Annotated in this window: 15 protein-coding genes; 4 read left to right on the forward strand and 11 right to left on the reverse strand. The window is 58.7% G+C overall.

Features of this window, described 5'->3' with window-relative positions; translation table 11 throughout:
- Positions 1–23 precede the first annotated feature (23 nt).
- Entirely contained in the window at positions 24–620 is a 597-nt protein-coding gene (locus tag EOI86_RS11775) for a LysE family translocator (RefSeq protein ID WP_127765403.1), read from the forward strand.
- 52 nt (positions 621–672) lie between these two features.
- Here EOI86_RS11775 and EOI86_RS11780 read toward each other — a convergent pair whose 3' ends face one another.
- The 6 genes from EOI86_RS11780 to dctP form a co-directional block, all read right to left on the reverse strand.
- Positions 673–2,106 carry an aldehyde dehydrogenase family protein gene (locus tag EOI86_RS11780; RefSeq protein WP_127765404.1) on the reverse strand — a complete coding sequence of 478 codons (1,434 nt, stop codon included), beginning with the start codon at positions 2,104–2,106 and terminating at the stop codon, positions 673–675.
- A 263-nt stretch (positions 2,107–2,369) separates the two neighbouring features.
- On the reverse strand, positions 2,370–2,834 hold the full coding sequence (locus EOI86_RS11785; RefSeq protein WP_127765405.1) for a bacteriohemerythrin: 465 nt from the start codon (positions 2,832–2,834) through the stop codon (positions 2,370–2,372).
- A gap of 126 nt (positions 2,835–2,960) precedes the next feature.
- Positions 2,961–4,007 (reverse strand): glycosyltransferase, encoded by a 1,047-nt coding sequence (locus tag EOI86_RS11790; protein WP_161973804.1) that lies wholly within the window; start codon positions 4,005–4,007, stop codon positions 2,961–2,963.
- A gap of 60 nt (positions 4,008–4,067) precedes the next feature.
- A complete protein-coding gene (locus tag EOI86_RS11795) occupies positions 4,068–5,387 on the reverse strand; it encodes a TRAP transporter large permease (protein ID WP_127765407.1) in 1,320 nt (439 codons plus the stop codon).
- Positions 5,387–5,938 (reverse strand): TRAP transporter small permease, encoded by a 552-nt coding sequence (locus EOI86_RS11800; RefSeq protein WP_127765408.1) that lies wholly within the window; start codon positions 5,936–5,938, stop codon positions 5,387–5,389. The genes EOI86_RS11795 and EOI86_RS11800 overlap by 1 nt, the downstream gene beginning before the upstream one ends.
- Before the next feature lie 85 nt (positions 5,939–6,023).
- Positions 6,024–7,013, reverse strand: a complete 990-nt coding sequence (dctP, locus tag EOI86_RS11805) for a TRAP transporter substrate-binding protein DctP (RefSeq protein ID WP_127765409.1) — start codon at positions 7,011–7,013, stop codon at positions 6,024–6,026.
- Between the two features lie 245 nt (positions 7,014–7,258).
- Here dctP and EOI86_RS11810 point away from each other — a divergent pair, with 245 nt between their 5' ends.
- Both EOI86_RS11810 and EOI86_RS11815 read left to right on the forward strand, forming a co-directional pair.
- Positions 7,259–7,576: an NIPSNAP family protein gene (locus EOI86_RS11810; RefSeq protein WP_127765410.1), complete on the forward strand. Its 318-nt coding sequence runs from the start codon at positions 7,259–7,261 to the stop codon at positions 7,574–7,576.
- 59 nt (positions 7,577–7,635) lie between these two features.
- Positions 7,636–8,553, forward strand: a complete 918-nt coding sequence (locus EOI86_RS11815; RefSeq protein WP_127765411.1) for an amidohydrolase family protein — start codon at positions 7,636–7,638, stop codon at positions 8,551–8,553.
- Between the two features lie 19 nt (positions 8,554–8,572).
- On the opposite strand, the gene EOI86_RS11820 is transcribed toward EOI86_RS11815, so the two are convergent.
- The gene (locus EOI86_RS11820) at positions 8,573–9,535 is read right to left on the reverse strand and encodes an NAD-dependent epimerase/dehydratase family protein (protein ID WP_127765412.1); all 963 of its coding nucleotides are present in this window, start codon (positions 9,533–9,535) and stop codon (positions 8,573–8,575) included.
- Positions 9,536–9,603: 68 nt separating this feature from the next.
- Positions 9,604–10,323: a Crp/Fnr family transcriptional regulator gene (locus EOI86_RS11825; protein WP_127765413.1), complete on the reverse strand. Its 720-nt coding sequence runs from the start codon at positions 10,321–10,323 to the stop codon at positions 9,604–9,606.
- 488 nt (positions 10,324–10,811) lie between these two features.
- Here EOI86_RS11825 and EOI86_RS11830 point away from each other — a divergent pair, with 488 nt between their 5' ends.
- The gene (locus EOI86_RS11830) at positions 10,812–11,717 is read left to right on the forward strand and encodes a hypothetical protein (protein ID WP_127765414.1); all 906 of its coding nucleotides are present in this window, start codon (positions 10,812–10,814) and stop codon (positions 11,715–11,717) included.
- A 130-nt stretch (positions 11,718–11,847) separates the two neighbouring features.
- On the opposite strand, the gene EOI86_RS11835 is transcribed toward EOI86_RS11830, so the two are convergent.
- The 3 genes from EOI86_RS11835 to EOI86_RS11845 all read right to left on the reverse strand — a co-directional run bounded on the left by EOI86_RS11835 (position 11,848) and on the right by EOI86_RS11845 (position 16,021).
- Complete coding sequence (locus EOI86_RS11835) at positions 11,848–12,690, reverse strand: VPLPA-CTERM sorting domain-containing protein (RefSeq protein WP_127765415.1); 843 nt, start codon at positions 12,688–12,690, stop codon at positions 11,848–11,850.
- A 247-nt stretch (positions 12,691–12,937) separates the two neighbouring features.
- On the reverse strand, positions 12,938–13,654 hold the full coding sequence (locus EOI86_RS11840) for a VPLPA-CTERM sorting domain-containing protein (RefSeq protein ID WP_127765416.1): 717 nt from the start codon (positions 13,652–13,654) through the stop codon (positions 12,938–12,940).
- A 339-nt stretch (positions 13,655–13,993) separates the two neighbouring features.
- Positions 13,994–16,021: an autotransporter outer membrane beta-barrel domain-containing protein gene (locus EOI86_RS11845; RefSeq protein ID WP_127765417.1), complete on the reverse strand. Its 2,028-nt coding sequence runs from the start codon at positions 16,019–16,021 to the stop codon at positions 13,994–13,996.
- Between the last annotated feature and the right edge of the window lie 186 nt (positions 16,022–16,207).

Here is a 16,207-nt window from a genome sequence, read left to right on the forward strand (position 1 = left end):
AACCATGATCAGGAAATATCCCCATGCCGCCGATCTTCGCCATGTGCGCCTTCGCGCTGACTCTCTCTATCTCGCCCGGCCCGGTGAATGTCCTGACCCTCTCGACCGGGCTGAACCACGGCGCCCGACGGGCTCTGCCTTTCGTCAGTGGCGCGACGATCAGCTTCACCTTACTGCTTCTGGCGATTGGGCTGGGGCTCGGCGCGGTGGCTGAAAGCCTGGGCCGCGCTTTCGACCTGCTGGCTATCGCCGGCGCCGGGTTGATCGCCTGGTTCGGCTTTAAGCTGGCCACCGCGACCGGCAGCCTGTCGACGGAGGAAGCGCCGATCCCCGGGTTCTGGCGCGGCGTCATGCTTCAGGTCCTGAACCCCAAGGCCTGGGGCGCCTGCATCGCCGCCATCGCCATCTTTGAACTGCAGGAAGCCCCCGCACATCTGGCAATTTTCGTCTGCCTTTACGGTGTGATCTGCTTTTTCGGCATCGGCAGTTGGGCCTTCTTCGGCCAGCAGGTGAAACGCTTCCTGATCACGTCGAACCGGCTACGCGTTTTCAACATTGCCCTCGGCCTGTCACTGATCGTCTTGGCCATCACATTGTTGTGGCGGTCGCTGCTGACATGAAAAGGGCGGGTCCGGAGACCCGCCCTTAGGCACTCAGATTGTCACGGGCTGCTTACCAGCCGCTGACCGCTTTGACTTCCAGATAATCTTCCAGGCCCCAGACGCCGCCTTCGCGGCCGTTGCCGGACATCTTGTAGCCGCCGAAAGCGCTGCCGGCCGCTTGGCCCGCGCCGTTGATGTGGACCATGCCGGCACGCAGCTTGCGGGCAATGCGATGGGCGCGGTCCTGATCGCCGGTCTGCAGATAGGCGGCCAAGCCATAAGGCGTGTCGTTGGCGACCGCGATGGCTTCTTCCTCATCCGCGACCGGGATCATGGCCAGAACCGGGCCGAAGATTTCTTCCCGCGCGATGGTCATGTCGTTGTTCACGTCGGTGAAGATCGTCGGGCGGACATAGTAGCCGCGGTTGAAGCCTTCGGGACGGCCGGTACCGCCGGCGGCGAGTGTCGCGCCTTCGTCGATGCCCTTCTGGATCAGGTCCTGGACCTTGTCGAACTGCATCTGGGAAACCAGCGGGCCGATATGGCGACCTTCCTCGGCCGGGTTGCCGACGCTGGCCTTGCCGGCGGTGGCGACGGCGATCTCGACCGCCTGATCATAGACTGACTTCTCCACGATCATCCGCGTCGGCGCGTTGCAGGACTGTCCGGTGTTGTTGAAGCAATGGATGACGCCGCGCTTCACGGCCTTTTCCAAGTCCGCATCCGCCAGCACGATGTTCGGCGACTTCCCGCCCAGTTCCAGCGTCACGCGCTTGACCGTATCGGCGGCCGCCTTGGCGACGGCAGTGCCGGCGCGGGTGGAGCCGGTGAAGGACATCATGTCCACATCCGGATGCACGGAAAGCGCCGCGCCGACCGTCGGACCATCGCCGTTCACCAGGTTGAAGACGCCTTTCGGGAAGCCGGCTTCGTCGATCATTTCCGCGAAGAGCAGGGAGGACATCGGCGCAATTTCCGACGGCTTCAGCACAACGGTGCAGCCCGCCGCCAGGGCGGGAATGACCTTCAGCGTGACCTGGTTCATCGGCCAGTTCCACGGCGTGATCAGGCCGCAGACGCCGATCGGTTCATAGACGATATGTTCTTCCGGCACCTCCGGCTTCAGGTCGCGCTCGAAGGTGAAACCTTCCAGCGTTTCGATGAAGGCCTTGATATGGCCGTAACCGGCGCCGACCTGGGCAGCGCTGGAAAGCGACATCGGCGCGCCCATTTCGTTGGAGATCGCTTCGGCCATCTCATTCCAGCGTTTCTTATAGATGTCCTTCAGCTTGTTCAGCAGCGCTAGGCGTTCTTCCTTGGAAGACCAGCCCCAGGTCTGGAACGCGTCCTTCGCAGCAGCGACCGCCTTGTCGACATCGGCCTGGGAGCCCAACGAGATCGTCGCGAAGGCCTGTTCGTTGGCCGGATTGATGACTTCCATTTCATTCGGTGTCGCAGGGGCGACCCAGGCGCCGTTGATGTAAAAATCGGTCTTGCGTTCCATAGTTATCCCTTTCCGAAAGGCCCGTCGAAGCAGGCGTTCCGCTGATTGAAAGTCTTGGGATTCGGCCTTGTCCGCCCGTTGGCTCCGCCTGCGCGGACCGACTAGCGGCTTCTGCCTTTATCCCCTTGGGGTGAGTTGATCGCTGACCTTCCAAGTGATGTCAAACCCGGCGATCCGCAAGAGGAACCGGATACCGATACCGCACAGGCCCAAGTCTGTATCACGTGCCCAACTTGGCGGCCGATCGGACACCGGCAATGTCTTTAACGGTTGGCGGCGGAAAAATCCCGCGCTGCGCGGTGGGCGTCGCTGTTGCCGCTCAAGAACGGTTTATAGGCCATGTCTTCGACCATGATATGGTTGATCAGCCAGTCGCGCAGATACAGGACGAGATCCTCCAGCAGGTCGCCGTCGCTGCCGGCTTCGAAACGGGCGGCCATGTCCGTCATTTCCTCGATAAAATCCACATGCTGCGGGTGATGCCCCGCAAGACCGGGATAGTCCGCGGCCCTCATCGCATGTTCCTCGCGCGCGAAATGGACGCGCATGAACTGACTGAGGGCGCGAAAGCCCAGCGTCAGGGCGGCACGGGTGTCGCCGTCGTCGTGCAGTGCCTCACCAAGGCGATTGAGGATGGAAATCAACCCCTTGTGGTCGTCGTCCAACTGGGCGACACCGACGGACATTTCGTCCTTCCAGATGATGGGCTTCCATATGCCATCGACCATCACGCCCTCCCCGTTTTTTTTCGAGCTGGTTCCGCCCCTTCGATTCCACCACGGAAAATATGAAACCGTAGCGCGTCCTGCCTTGACTCACATCAAGCGGTGCAGATGCGGCTGCCCCTGTGGGGTTCAGGCGGCGCGGATATCCTTCGCCGGCGGCAGCCAGTCGCGCAGATGACAGATAAATTCTGCGACAATTCTGTTGGGCGACAATTCTTCCCGCCTGGCATGCGCCGCGGCCTTGGCCGACAGTTCGGCCCATGCGGCCTTATCCGCCATCATTTTGTTCAGGCAGGCGGACCAGGCATCAATGTCGTCCGGCGGCAGCAAAACACCGCCGTCGCCGACTGCTTCCGGCAACCCGCCATGATCGCTCGCCAAAACCGGGATGCCGCTGATCTGCGCTTCCGACACGACCCTGCCCCATGGTTCTTTCCATCGGCTTGGCACCAGAAGAATCCGTGTCCGCGCATAAACGTTCCGCATGTCCTCGACACGCGGATGCCACAGAATATTGCCCTCGGCGGAGGCGCGCGCCTTAAGGATGGCCAATTGCCGGGGCGGTAGAGTCCACCCCTCAACAAACAGGAAAGTCAGGTCGCGATGGCGCGCGGCCAGATCGAATGCCAGCCCGACGCCTTTAACCGGGACAGGATTGATGAGGGTGACCATCCCGCCATTCGGCGCGACCGCGTAATCCTGCCGCAGGAAGATATTCGGAAGAAAATGCGCCTCGACGCCTATGCGTTTGCGGACCTTTTCCGCGACGAAACGGGAACAGGTAAGCACCCCGACCGGGGCATGATCCGTCCCGTCCAAAAGCGCATGGAGTAGCGAGAAACCTATGTCACGCTGATAGATGACGATGGGGATGCCAAGCGCCCCAAACTGCCGGGCGAGGTCCGCCGACGCGCCGGCCGAGAGGATGGCGACATCCGGCGCGAATTCCGAAACCAGTGCGGGCACCGCCGCAACCGGGTCCGCCGACCGGTCGATCGTATAGCGGTACGGGTCGGTTTCGGTGGGCACAATCCCAGCGTCGCCAGCCCGGCCGCACAGAATGTGAACTGCGGCGCCGTTCGTCGCCAACAGGTCCGCAAGATGATGGGTGCTGACCGCGGCCCCGGTCATCCGTTGTGGAAAACCCGGCCTTTCGCCGGCAAACAGTATTCGCATGCGCCCTACGCCGTCCCCGTGCCACCCCCCAGTGAGCATCGAGTTGCCATTATTCCACAGTTAGACGGCTGGCCCCAGCACCAAATCCGGCAGACCGGTGGCGAGGCCCGGAAACAGGCAGAGGATGACGATGGCCAGCACCATGCACAACACATAGGGCATGGACCCGACCAGGATGGTCTTCAGGGGAATATCCGGGGCGATGCCGTTGATGACATATAGGTTCAACCCGACCGGTGGGGAAATCAGCCCGATTTCCATATTGATGGTCAGGACCACGGCGAACCAATAGGGATCGAACCCCGCGGAGATCACGATGGGCAGCAGGATCGGCGCCGACATCAGAATGACCGCGACCGGCGGCAGGAAGAAGCCTGCGACCAGCAGGAAGAGGTTGATGCAAATCATCAATACCCAGCGGTTCACATCCAGCGTGCCGATCCACTCCGCGATGGATTGCGTGATAAACAGACTGGACAGCATATAGGAGAACACGCCCGCCGCCGCGATGATGAACAGGATCATCACGCTTTCACGGGTCGAATCCCGCAAGACGACCCACAAGGCCTTCAGGTTCCAAAGCCTGTAGATCACGATCGCCACGCCAAGGCACAGCAGCGCACCGACGGCCGCCGTTTCCGACGGTGTCGCATAGCCGCCATACATCGCGACCAGTACGCCCAGGATGATCGCCAGGAAGGGTAGGACCCGCGGCAGAATCGCCAGCTTCTGCGCCAGCGTATAGGTCCCTGACCGCATTAACGTCTCAACCGACCCATAGCGCCAGGTGCTGTAGATCGACCAGGCCATGAACAGGCCGACAAGCACCATCCCCGGCACGACGCCCGCCAGGAACAGGCGACCGATGGATGTTTCCGTCGCGATCCCATAGACGATCATGGTGACGGACGGGGGAATGAGAATGCCGAGCGTGCCGCCCGCCGCAATCGAGCCCGCCGCGACCCCGTCCGGATAGCCCCGCTTGCGCATTTCGGGGATACCCATCTTGCCGATCGCAGCGCAGGTCGCCGGCGAAGAACCGGACATCGCGGCGAACAGGGCGCAGGCCCCCAGATTGGAAATCACCAACCCGCCGGGTACGCGCGTCAGCCAACGGTCCAGCGCTTCGTACAGGTCCGCGCCGGCCCTGGTCGAGGCAATCGACGCCCCCATGATGATGAACATGGGTATCGACAGAAGCGCGAAATTGTCGAGCTTTCCGAAAAAGATTTCCGGCATCAGTTCCAGCGACCGGAACCCGTCGAAGATCAGCAGGAACCCGGCGGCGACGATCAGCAGACCGTTCGCAACCGAGACACCGGAGAACAAGACGAGGATGGTGACGACCGCAACCGTCGCGCCAAGAAGCAGTGGGTCCATCAGTGGTGATCCTCAAGGCTCAATTTTCGGTCCAAGCCGGCGAGGACCGCGAACAGGTCAACACAAAGCTGGATGAGATAGATCAGGAATCCGATGGGCATGGCTGCATAGGGAATCCAGAGCCGCACGCCCCAGACCGTGTCGGATTTCCAATTCCGGCTGAACGCGACATGCCAAAGGTCGTATCCGTAATACAACATCAGGGCGACAACGACGATGCCGGCCGCCAGGGTAAAGGCGATCAGGCCGCGTCGGAACCGCTTGGGCAGGGCCAGGGGCAATAGATCAACGGACACATGCCCGCGCAGCCGTTGCACATAGGGCAGGCCCAACAGGGTGGCGGTGACCATCAGATAGACGACCGCTTCGGTCTGCCAAATCGTCGAATGGTTCAGGATACTGCGCACAAAAATCATCTGGCAGGTGATCATGACGGACGCCACGATCATCGCCGCCGCGATCCAACCGCACAGGGTCGACAAAGCATCGGCCGCGCGTATCACGGGATGCCGGCGCCCGGCGCCACGCATGTCGGAGGGGGTGTCAGTCATACCCTAACCTATTTCGGTGGAAATAATGTCGGGTCGCGCGACGGGCCGACAGGGACAAAACCCTGCCGGCCACGCTGCACACCGATTACTCGACGGAAAGCGCCATATCCAACAGCTTCTGGCCGTCGGGGACATTCTCGACGAAGTTCTTATAGGAAGACTTCTTGGCAATCTCACGCCATGCGTTGAACTCGTCCTGCGTCATGTTCGCGATCTCGACGCCCGCCTTCTTGAAGACCTCGACAGAGGCTGCATCCTGCTTCTTGGCTTCTTCCAAGTAGTAGGCTTGTGCCTTTGCGGCGCCGGCATCGATTGCCGCGCGCTGCGCGTCGTTCAATTCCTCATACGCGGTCTTGTTCATCAACAGCGGCTGATACATGAACCACAGGGCGACATCAGCGGCCGGCGTATAGCACTTCACTTGCTCATAAATCCGATAGGACACGAAGGAGGAGGACGAGGTATTTGCCGCCTGCAGCACACCGGTCTGCATCGCGTTATAGATTTCGGACGAGGCCATGGAAGCAATCGACGCCCCCGCCGCGGCCAGCATCTGTTCGAAGGCCTTGCCCGCCGCGCGGGTCTGCAGGCCGGCGACGTCTTCCGGCTTGGTGATGCATTTGTCCTTGCCGACGAAACCGCCCGCCAGATAGCCGTGAACGACAACGCGGACATCGTCTTCGGCCATCAGTTTTTCAAGCTCACCCATGAAGGGCGAGTCGTTCAGGCGCGCCGCATGATCGTGGTTCTTCACCAGGCCCGGCATTAGGGTCAGGTTGAATTCCGGGCGTTGCCCGCCGGCATAGGACAGCGGAAAGACGGTCATATCCAGTTGGCCGCGTGACAGGGGCTTGTACTGTTCCCGCGGCTTGAAGAGCGATTTGGACGGGAAAATCTTGATGGTCAGATCGACATCCGCCGCCGCGACTTCGTCGGCGACGATCTGGGCAACTTTGTGCCGAACGTCCGAGGTGGACCATTGATGGGACAGACGAAGTTCCGTCGCCGAAGCGGACGCGGAAACGCCGACGGCGAAACCGACAGCCGCAAAGGCGGCTAAAGCCTTGAATTTCATTATTTCCTCCCAGGGAAGCGGTTTGGTTTTTATTGCGTGTTATCCGCACATGGAAGCATCCGACCTGCACACAAGGCAATACTTTTGTACCGCGCCGATCAATTGAGAGGGTGCGCAGGCCGTTCGGAAATGCCGCCAGGAAATATTGTGTTTCCGCAACCCGCACGGGGCTGGCTTGCCTTCAACCGAAATCACCCCGACACTTTCAGGCAAACAAAACACGACTGAATCAGGGGAAGCGCAAAATGGCGATCTATGAATTGCGGACCTACACGCTGCAGACCGGCAAAATGGCCGAAGCGACCGAATACTACCAAACCTATGGCTGGCCTGCGCTGTCGAAACATCCGGACCGGTTGATCGGCTATTTCACCGGCGATGTCGGGGCCCTCAACAAGATCGTCCATCTTTGGAAATTCGAGGACGATGCCGACCGCCGCGCTTTCTGGAAAGGCGTCTATGACGACCCCGACTTCATGGTATTTGCGGGCAAGTTCCGCCCCTTGATCCAAACCCAGGAAAACCAGCTCATGCTCTCCGCCCCATGGGGCCCGACGCCCTAAGGCAGCGCCCGTTGACGGCCTTCAAAGCCGACACCAAACGCAGAAACGGAGATGACAGAATGAGCGACCCAATCAAGATCGTCGACGCCCATCATCACCTGTGGGACCTCGACCAAAACTATTATCCCTGGCTTTCGGATATGCCGGAGGAGCATTTCTTCCTGGGCAATTACGACGCCCTGAAAGAGAACTTCATGCCCGACGACTACCGGGCCGAAACGGCCGGCTACAACGTCGTCGCGACCGTGCATGTGGACGCGGAATGGGACCGCGACGCGCAGGCGGCGGAAACCGCTTGGCTGCATGAGGTCGCCGAGGAACACGGCATGCCGAACGCGGTGGTCGGCCATGTCTGGCTGGCCAAGCCAAATTGCGAGGACGTGTTGGCGGACCATTGCCAATACCCGATGATGCGCGGCATCCGTTCCAAACCCGTCACTTCCCTGTCACCGGACAAGGCCCATACGGTCTTGGGCGAGCCGGGCAGCATGCAGGACCCAAACTGGCTGGCGGGCTATGCGCTGCTGCACGAATTCGGCCTGACCTACGATCTGCGTGTTCCCCATTGGCACCTGCCGGAAGCCGCCGACGTCGCCGCCAAGTTCCCCGAAATACCGGTTGTGCTGAACCATACGGGCTTTCCCTGGGACCGCAGCGAGGACGGATTGAAGGCCTGGCGGGAAAACATGCGGATCATCGCCGAGGCGCCGCAGGTGATGGTGAAGATCTCCGAACTCGGCCTGAAGGACGCGCCCTGGCGGCTTGAGGACAACCGGCGTGTGGTGCTGGAGGCGATCGAGATTTTCGGTATCGAGCGTTGCATGTTCGCCAGCAACCTGCCCGTCTGCCGGCTGCGCGCGAATTTCAAGACCATCGCCGACGGCATCATGGACATCGTCAAGGACTTCCCCCGCGAGGAACAGGAAATGCTGTTCAGCGGAAACGCCGCCGGCTTCTATCAGTTGGATATCGACTAGGCCGGCTTGGGAAGGCGCATCACGTCTTCCCGTAATCGCTGCCTTGCAGCCAGGCGTGATATTGGCGGATGCCGTCGCGGATATCGGCGAAGGCGGGGTCGAAACCCAGTTCCGCCTTGGCGCGGGTCGTGTCCAGCGGCGCGCCCCGGGGCACCGCCTTGCCCGGGCCGAGCGTGACGCCGGGTTTGGTTCCCAGATGATCCGCCACGAAATCGACCACATCGCCCAATCGCACGGCAACGCCGCTGGTGATGTTGTAAATCCGGCTTTCGGTGGGCAGCGCACGATAGGCCTTCACGATGCCCTGGGCCGTGTCGAAGACATGGGTGAAATCCAGCAATTGGTCGGCCCCGCTGTCATTGCTCAGCCCCGTCACCCCGTCCAAGGGGCAGAATGCCCAGCGATAGATCGGGAACATGCCCTCGGGCCGCCGACCCGGGCCATAGACGAAATAGACGCGGGTGCAGACCGTCTGCATCCCATAGGTGTCACCGTATTTCAGGACCAATTCCTCGCCCGCCAATTTCGACGCGCCGTAGAGATCGCTGGGGGTCGGGCAGTCGCTCTCCTTCATCGGCCCCTCGCGCGTGCCATAGACCGCGCCGGAAGAGATGAAGGTGAATTTCTTCACATCGTGGGTGCGCGCCGCTTCCAGCACATTGACCGTTCCCATGATGTTGAGTTCGAGGAAATGACGGGGCCGTTGCGTGAATGCCGGCACACCGGCAATGGACGCAATATGGATCACGCCGTCGATCCGGCCGGCGTATTTTTCAAACAAGGCATCCACCGTGCCCGCATCGGTCACGTCGCCCGCCTCCCGGCTGATCTTGGCGGCATGGGCCTTCAGCTCGTCGGTCGCCAAACGGTCGAAATCGGGCATATCGCGGTCGAAGGCGATGACCTCCTCGCCTTCCTCCAGCAGCTTTGTCGCCACCCACATCCCGATATGACCCAACGCCCCCGTTACCAAAACCGCCATTTTCGCCCCCTGCTAGTCGTTATTTCGGCAATGGTATGCGCGGCGGGAAGGAAAAGAAAAGGCCCGGACTAGTCGGCCGCTTCCTCAATCGGGCGAACGTCCCGCGAACGGTTCGCCGCCCTCAGTTTTCGTCCGATATCCGACGCGAAGGCAGCATTGAGGGCGGACCGGACTTCGGAATACTGTCCGTAAAGCTGCCGAAGCCGGCCGGTACCTATGCAAAAATATCTGCTGGGTTTGGTCGTCGTCACCGAAGCCGTCGCAGGATCGCCGGACAGGCACGTGACCTCACCGATCAGGCTGCCTTCACCGCACATCCCGACACGTCGGCCATCCAGGATCGCCTCGGCCTCCCCGCTCGCCAAATAGATCAACTCGGTAACCGGTTGGTCTTCAATCACAAGGTTCGTGCCGACCGGGGCATCAACCCAAACACCACTATCCAGCAGCCGGCGTGCAGTCTGCTTGGGCATAGAGGGAAATTTGCTTTCAATGAACGCGGTTTCTTCCGGCGTCAGTTTGACCCGGGACGCGATCCAGTAGAGGCGGCATATGCCGATAATGCTCAAGACAATCCAAAACACCTGGATCAGTGCCGAGGAAAGATTGAATTGTGCCGCAAGGCTGAACAACACACAGGACGAGGCCGCTAAATTGAGCAATGAATATCGATAGGAATGGCCTGCAATAAAGCCAAGCTGCAATGCCGCATAGGCCGTGACATACAGACCGACCCCGACAAGCCCGACGGCCGAGAATAGATTGGCCGAAAAAAGATCAACATCCACGGCGTACGTCCTTTATATGGCCTTTAAATGGCCTTTATATGGCTGGCCGTAGCAGGGCCTACCGGAACGGTCCTGCGCCGCGCCCCGGCCGGCCGCCTTCAATCGTCATCCCCCCTCCCCGCCTTCTTCTGCGCGGTATTATGTTCCGTCAACCCTTGAATCGAAAAGCCCCGCCTTCCGACCCTGACAAATCCGCCGATCGCAATGACCGGCATTGCCAAAGGTTTGGTAGTTATGTCCCTGCATCTCGGCTGGTGGCGCCTGTTTGAAAGCCGGGCAGCCTATCAATCGGCAATTTCGTATCGCCTAATGCAAATGTGATGTTAGATATGCTTTAGCCCCGCATTCGGCGCCGCAATTCAGTCGACCGTCGATCAAAACAGAACAAAGGTTTCCGTTTCTTGCTTTGGCAGCGTGTCTTAGACCTGAACGATGAGGGTGGCCGACGGCTTGGCGAAACGCGCGGTCGGGACCGGAAATCTTTCGAGATGGCTGAATTACCGGCCGAGGACGGCAAGCCGTCGGGGTGGACGAATATCAATGCCTATCGCCAGTTTCTCGCCAACGAAGACCGTGTCCTAGGGTTTGTCCATCACGTCCGCGCGTTGTTTTATCCGGACTCCCATGCGCTGAGCCTTGATCAGGCGCGGGTACTCTCTTGCGGTATCACCTGCGTGCCGGAATATCTGCTCTACCGGCACCGGCTGGGATGGAATGACCGGCTTCCCGAGTTCATAGCGGCCGCCGTCAAATCGTTCGCGGGCATGAACAAGCTGCTGTATTGGTGCACGGCCCAAAATATCATGATGCAGAACAGTGCCTTGACCGCCAATCCGGACGTGCTGTTGGCGGCGGCGCGAACCAATGACCTTTTTTGGGATCACGACGAACGCTGCCCTATCAGCCGCACCAAGTTCCTGGAGGTTGCCGATGTTTTTTGCGCGCCATCGGTCGCGCCGGAAGAGCCGCCGTTCGATCTGCATGGGCTTAACGACTATGCGGTTGTTGCGGATCGTTATCTAAACTGTTCCATGGCGCGGTTCCATCTTGCCATGGCGCTTGTGGAAGCTTGCGAAGCCGATCCACAGGCATTGTACGCCACCAACACAAAGGCAAAAATCCTCAATTATCTGGAGCATTTTTCGGATGAAAAAGCGACATCGCAGCTTCAGCGCAAGGATGCTCTAGACTTGGATATGCCTGAGCTGTGGCTCCGGGTTAACCGTCTTTGCCGAGCGGAGATGGAGCGCACCGAATGCGCGCTGAATGCAATGTTTCCCGAACAGCCCTGCGCGTTTGAGGGCGAGGAGATCGCCGACAATCTTGTCGAAACGCCATTCGACCGGCTTGCCGCCCTGGCGGAGCAAGACCCTCCGCAGCCGTCGACGAGATAGCATCGCTTGTAGAAGCAAGCCCGTTGGGCGGGGCGATACGGGCGGAACAGAGAGGTGGCCGCGCGATAGAGTGGACAAGAAAAGGCCCGCCGAAGCGGGCCTTTTCGAAAAGATCGTTCAATAAGCGCGGTCAGGCGGATTGGCTGCGCCGACGGCGGATCAAGAACAGCCCGCCAAACGCACCGAACAACAGCGGCAAAGCGGCCGGGACGGGAACAGCAGAAATATCACCCGCGATGCCGGACAGGTACCAGCCCGACTCACCCTCCCCTTCGGAGACGGTCGCCACCAGCGCGAATTGTTCGCCCACAAAGGCGGTGTCGAAGACAACGAAATCATCAGACGCAAGGTCGCCACTGCCCAAGAGCGCGCCAAAGGCGACGCCATCGAAGGCATAGAGTTCCCAGCCCCCGCAGGTGTTGCCTGAACTATCGCATCCATGATGATCGCCGCCGGCAAAGTCGAAACCGGCCAAGCTTACGGTCTGGTTGAATGACAGGGACAAGAACTGATTGAAGCCGACGCCTGAATTCACCTGCTCTTCAGTGGAGCTGTCGTCGTGTTCGACACCAATTCCGTGATGGTGTCGTCCACCCCAGATATCTTCAACAATATCGACCCCGGTCAAAAGGGAGGTTGAATTGGTTTGTTGGTCGGTCAACAGAACCCCGCCGGTCACGGTCAGACCCGTACCCACCGCCGCTGAATTATCGGCCCGGATCGCTTCACCAAAAGTGAAGCTCGTTCCGCGGATATCGCCGCTCGTCGGACTGGACCCATTGGGGAAATGGCGGTTCTGGTAACTTCCGCCGGAGAAGTTCTTGTCGCCATTAAAGTTGTAAAACCAGCTTCCAGCCACGCCGGGATCATTTACAAACCCGGAATTCAGGCCACCGATCGTTGCGGCACCCGCCGCATTCGCAAACAGCGCCACGCCTGCCGCAACAACAGCGCCTCTTAATAAAGACCGCATTTCAATTCTCCCCGGCTGCAAATTGCTATTTGCTTATAAATAGCTCAACTCTGAACACACCGTGTCAACGCGCCTCCGTAAATGCAGCGACATTGTTGACAGCGGTTATGAATTACAATGGCCTCATCTATGTCCTTTTTGCGTCGATCTACATCACGGTCGAATGCCGATCCCTGAAAAAGAAAAGGCCCGCCGAAGCGGACCTCTCCTGCATGTTTGGCAGTCTGGCTATTTGGCAGGCTGGCTATCAAGCTGCGAAACGACGGCGTCCGAGCATGAAAAGCGCCCCAATCCCCGAGATCAACAAAGGCAGGGCCGCCGGCACCGGCACAACGGTAAGGGGGGGCTCTCCCTGACCCGGATCTCCATCATCGATCAAGATCTGAGTAACCTCCGTGATCGTGCCCAAGCCCAGCAAAGCGCTCCCATTCTCGTTGCCGGCAATGATCGCGGACTGGACGCCAATCCCCAAGGTCAGCAACCCGAACTGCAAACCGAACTTACCGCCGACAAACAGTGCAAGGGGGTTTTCGACATACTCGGCCAGATTCAGGGTTTCCAAAATATTGAGCGTCACATCGGAAATGTTGTCCGATGATATTGGGTTCGATTCGGTCGCAACGGCGAAATCCGGCGCATCCAAAGAAATGATGTAGTCGGTTGCAAGCGAGTCGACGAATGTTTCACCACCGATGGAAAAACCCTGGGAAACGACTGCGAGCGGGATATCGCCATCAAGACGAGTTGGATCGGGATCCACAGCGTCATAGTCTATCGTGAAAAAGTACGTTCCCTGCTGACCGCCGAATGCAGCGAAATCTCCGGACGCGATGTCTGCCGTGAACTCTCCCGAGTAGCGCAAAGTGACTGCGCCGGCCTCAGAAACCGAAAACAATGCAACGCACGCCGTGAATACGGCGAGTAAATTTCTCCCCAACATCAGTACCCCCGAAAGTAAAACCAAAAACTTGTAGTGACTTGTTGCAGTCGGCCGTCAATTACATTGCAGAAAATGAGTTGTACAGTGTTCACTCAGCTTTTTTGAACAGCTGTTTACATCTTGACCGAATGCGACACCGTCCGGTTTGTGAGATAATTATTTTATAATGCCAGACTTATGGAAATAAGGCGGGCGCGGGAAATTGGAAGACCCGCCGAGGCGGGCTTTTCCGGCCGTATTGGCCGCCGGGGCGGCGCGCACGCCCACACCTTTAAGGAAGACGGAGTTGAACGCGCTGCATCGCCCGGTTGGGTAACGAACCGCCTACCGCCTCCAAACCGCAAAAGCCCTGCGGTGCGTTTGTCAGGCCGCGGCCTTTCGGCCGAAGCGACGTACCGCGACGAGAATGAACAAGCCGGCCGCTGCCAGGGGAAGCCCGGCGGGGATCGGCACCTGTGAGACGGTTTCCGTGGCCGACAGGCGCAGGGCTTGTTCGCCGCCGGACAGTGCGAAGATCGAGGTCTCCCACTTCAACCCGTCGGCGAGTTCGGCGTCCGTGAAGTCGAATATGAAATCCAGAATGTTGATCGACCCGAAACTGTTGGCGACGATCAGATCGAAAAAGACCCCGGCACCGGCCTCGAACCCACCGAAATAATCGACATCGAAGATCGTACCAGCGGCGAGCGTCGCCGCCCCGGTCACGGCGATTTGGTCATAATCGATACCGGCGGCCGTGCCGCCCAGTTCGAATTCCAGCGACGTGCCGCCGAGGATGTCCAAGTCACCGGCAACGCTGAGCAGGCCCGGCGAATTGCCCGCCGCGATCGTCGCCCCGCTAACCGAAACATTGCCTTCCAACAAACCGCTACCGCCGAGCGTTCCGCCTTCGATGGCGATTTGCTGCTGCGACAAGGTGCCGTCAACTGTCAGTCTGCCGGCTGTTTGTGTATAGGTGCCGGTACCGTTGAACACCGACCCATTTGCAATTTGGACAGCCCCAGAATTTGCAAACGCTCCATCATTGGTGATCGTACCGTTGTTGATAAAACTCGCTTCCTTGTTTTCCGACGCGCCTTTGACGGTCAGGTTACCGTTGTTGGTCATCGTCTGGGCTACTGGCTGACCTCTCCTCACGCTATTGACTATTTCCAGACCGTCTTCGAACGTTAGAGTCTCGCCGTCGTTGCCGGCGGCCACAGTCGTATCAGGACCGGAAAAAGTAACCTTGTTCCGGACGACCCCACTACCGCCGATGGTAGAATCCCGAACGACAATGCCTTCGTCAGCAGACAGCGTTCCGTCGACCGTCAGGTTTGATTCCTTAAGAGCAAGAAACTTCGTTCCGGCTTCAAAGACCGATCCGGCTAACAGATGGACCGTTCCAAGAATACTGCTAAATCTACCATCTAGCCGAACGGTCCCCTCGTTGATGAAATTGCCATCATCCGTCGAGCTAAAATCACCTTCAATGACGACCGAATTGGACTGGTTTATAAAGTGACTACGGCTCGTTTCTATTGACCCTTTTATGGTCAGAGGACCGTCCGTTAAAATGACCGATTCTAGGTCGTCAGTGTCACGTACTATGATATCTCTCGCAACTGTTCCACTACCACCGAACGTGCCTCCAAAAAATTCGAAAGATCTGGCGAATCCTTCTTGCAATGACATGGTGCCGTCAAAGGTCGTCGTGCCTGAAAATTGAGTGTAACCACCGCTACCGGTGAGCACCGAGCCAGCTTCCAGAACCATGTCACCTTTGTTGCGGAGGATAAAGTTGTTGGTGAAAATACCAGGGCCCTGACCTTCATTACCCTTATTGACGAATAGTCCGAGGTTTTCGAAGATGGAAACATTCTCAATTATGCCTGAATTGAGGAACACCCCGCCGCTTTCGACGGTGAACGTGTTGTGGGTCACCCCTGTCTTTTCGTTGGTGACCAACCCTCTATTCTCGAATTGGCCGGCTTGAACAAACGTCCCACGATTGATGACTGTGCCCTTGTTCTGGACGTTGGTGAAAATGGAACCATTTTGCGTGAAATGATCTTCATTGATCAAAGTGCCTTCATTGTTGAAGGGCACAGAACTTTCAACAGGTGCTGTCGCCGTCGCCGTGGCGCCTTCCGCAATTGTGGACTCTTCACCGGTTAGTTCGACCGGTAGAGTCTCAAAAAGTTCACAACCCGCTTCCGTAGGAAGCAAACAAAACTGGTTGATGTTTACAGCTTCACCGGTGCCCACATTCAGATTAAGCGGAACCGCCATCGCGCCTGTCGACGCAACGGCCATCGATGCGCCGGCGAGCGCAACGCCCAGCGAGATGGTTCGAATGGTTCCTACGATTTCGGCGCGCAGGGTCGTGCGCAGATTGCGGTCAGGCAGCATCTTGATTTTCCCCATTTATAGGCTGTTGCAATGCAAAACAAACATGCCCAAGGAGAAAATGACCCGGTCAATCCGCTTACGGATTTGTCCCAACCGACCTAGATTCTACACAAACATATAAATTCTGTTCACACTTCGTTGACACTTGATTGTTGGTTTATTAACAATCAGTTAGCCAACTTTATT

This window comes from Hwanghaeella grinnelliae (assembly GCF_004005845.1).
GTDB lineage: Bacteria > Pseudomonadota > Alphaproteobacteria > UBA8366 > Aestuariispiraceae > Hwanghaeella > Hwanghaeella grinnelliae.

Excerpts from the sequence above, each read along its gene's own strand:
- EOI86_RS11775 (WP_127765403.1), top strand. The coding sequence starts at position 24 with ATGCCGCCGATCTTCGCCATGTGCGCCTTCGCGCTGACTCTCTCTATC.
- EOI86_RS11780 (WP_127765404.1), bottom strand. The coding sequence starts at position 2,106 with ATGGAACGCAAGACCGATTTTTACATCAACGGCGCCTGGGTCGCCCCT.
- EOI86_RS11785 (WP_127765405.1), bottom strand. The coding sequence starts at position 2,834 with ATGGTCGATGGCATATGGAAGCCCATCATCTGGAAGGACGAAATGTCC.
- EOI86_RS11790 (WP_161973804.1), bottom strand. The coding sequence starts at position 4,007 with ATGCGAATACTGTTTGCCGGCGAAAGGCCGGGTTTTCCACAACGGATG.
- EOI86_RS11795 (WP_127765407.1), bottom strand. The coding sequence starts at position 5,387 with ATGGACCCACTGCTTCTTGGCGCGACGGTTGCGGTCGTCACCATCCTC.
- EOI86_RS11800 (WP_127765408.1), bottom strand. The coding sequence starts at position 5,938 with ATGACTGACACCCCCTCCGACATGCGTGGCGCCGGGCGCCGGCATCCC.
- dctP (WP_127765409.1), bottom strand. The coding sequence starts at position 7,013 with ATGAAATTCAAGGCTTTAGCCGCCTTTGCGGCTGTCGGTTTCGCCGTC.
- EOI86_RS11810 (WP_127765410.1), top strand. The coding sequence starts at position 7,259 with ATGGCGATCTATGAATTGCGGACCTACACGCTGCAGACCGGCAAAATG.
- EOI86_RS11815 (WP_127765411.1), top strand. The coding sequence starts at position 7,636 with ATGAGCGACCCAATCAAGATCGTCGACGCCCATCATCACCTGTGGGAC.
- EOI86_RS11820 (WP_127765412.1), bottom strand. The coding sequence starts at position 9,535 with ATGGCGGTTTTGGTAACGGGGGCGTTGGGTCATATCGGGATGTGGGTG.
- EOI86_RS11830 (WP_127765414.1), top strand. The coding sequence starts at position 10,812 with ATGGCTGAATTACCGGCCGAGGACGGCAAGCCGTCGGGGTGGACGAAT.
- EOI86_RS11835 (WP_127765415.1), bottom strand. The coding sequence starts at position 12,690 with ATGCGGTCTTTATTAAGAGGCGCTGTTGTTGCGGCAGGCGTGGCGCTG.
- EOI86_RS11845 (WP_127765417.1), bottom strand. The coding sequence starts at position 16,021 with ATGCTGCCTGACCGCAATCTGCGCACGACCCTGCGCGCCGAAATCGTA.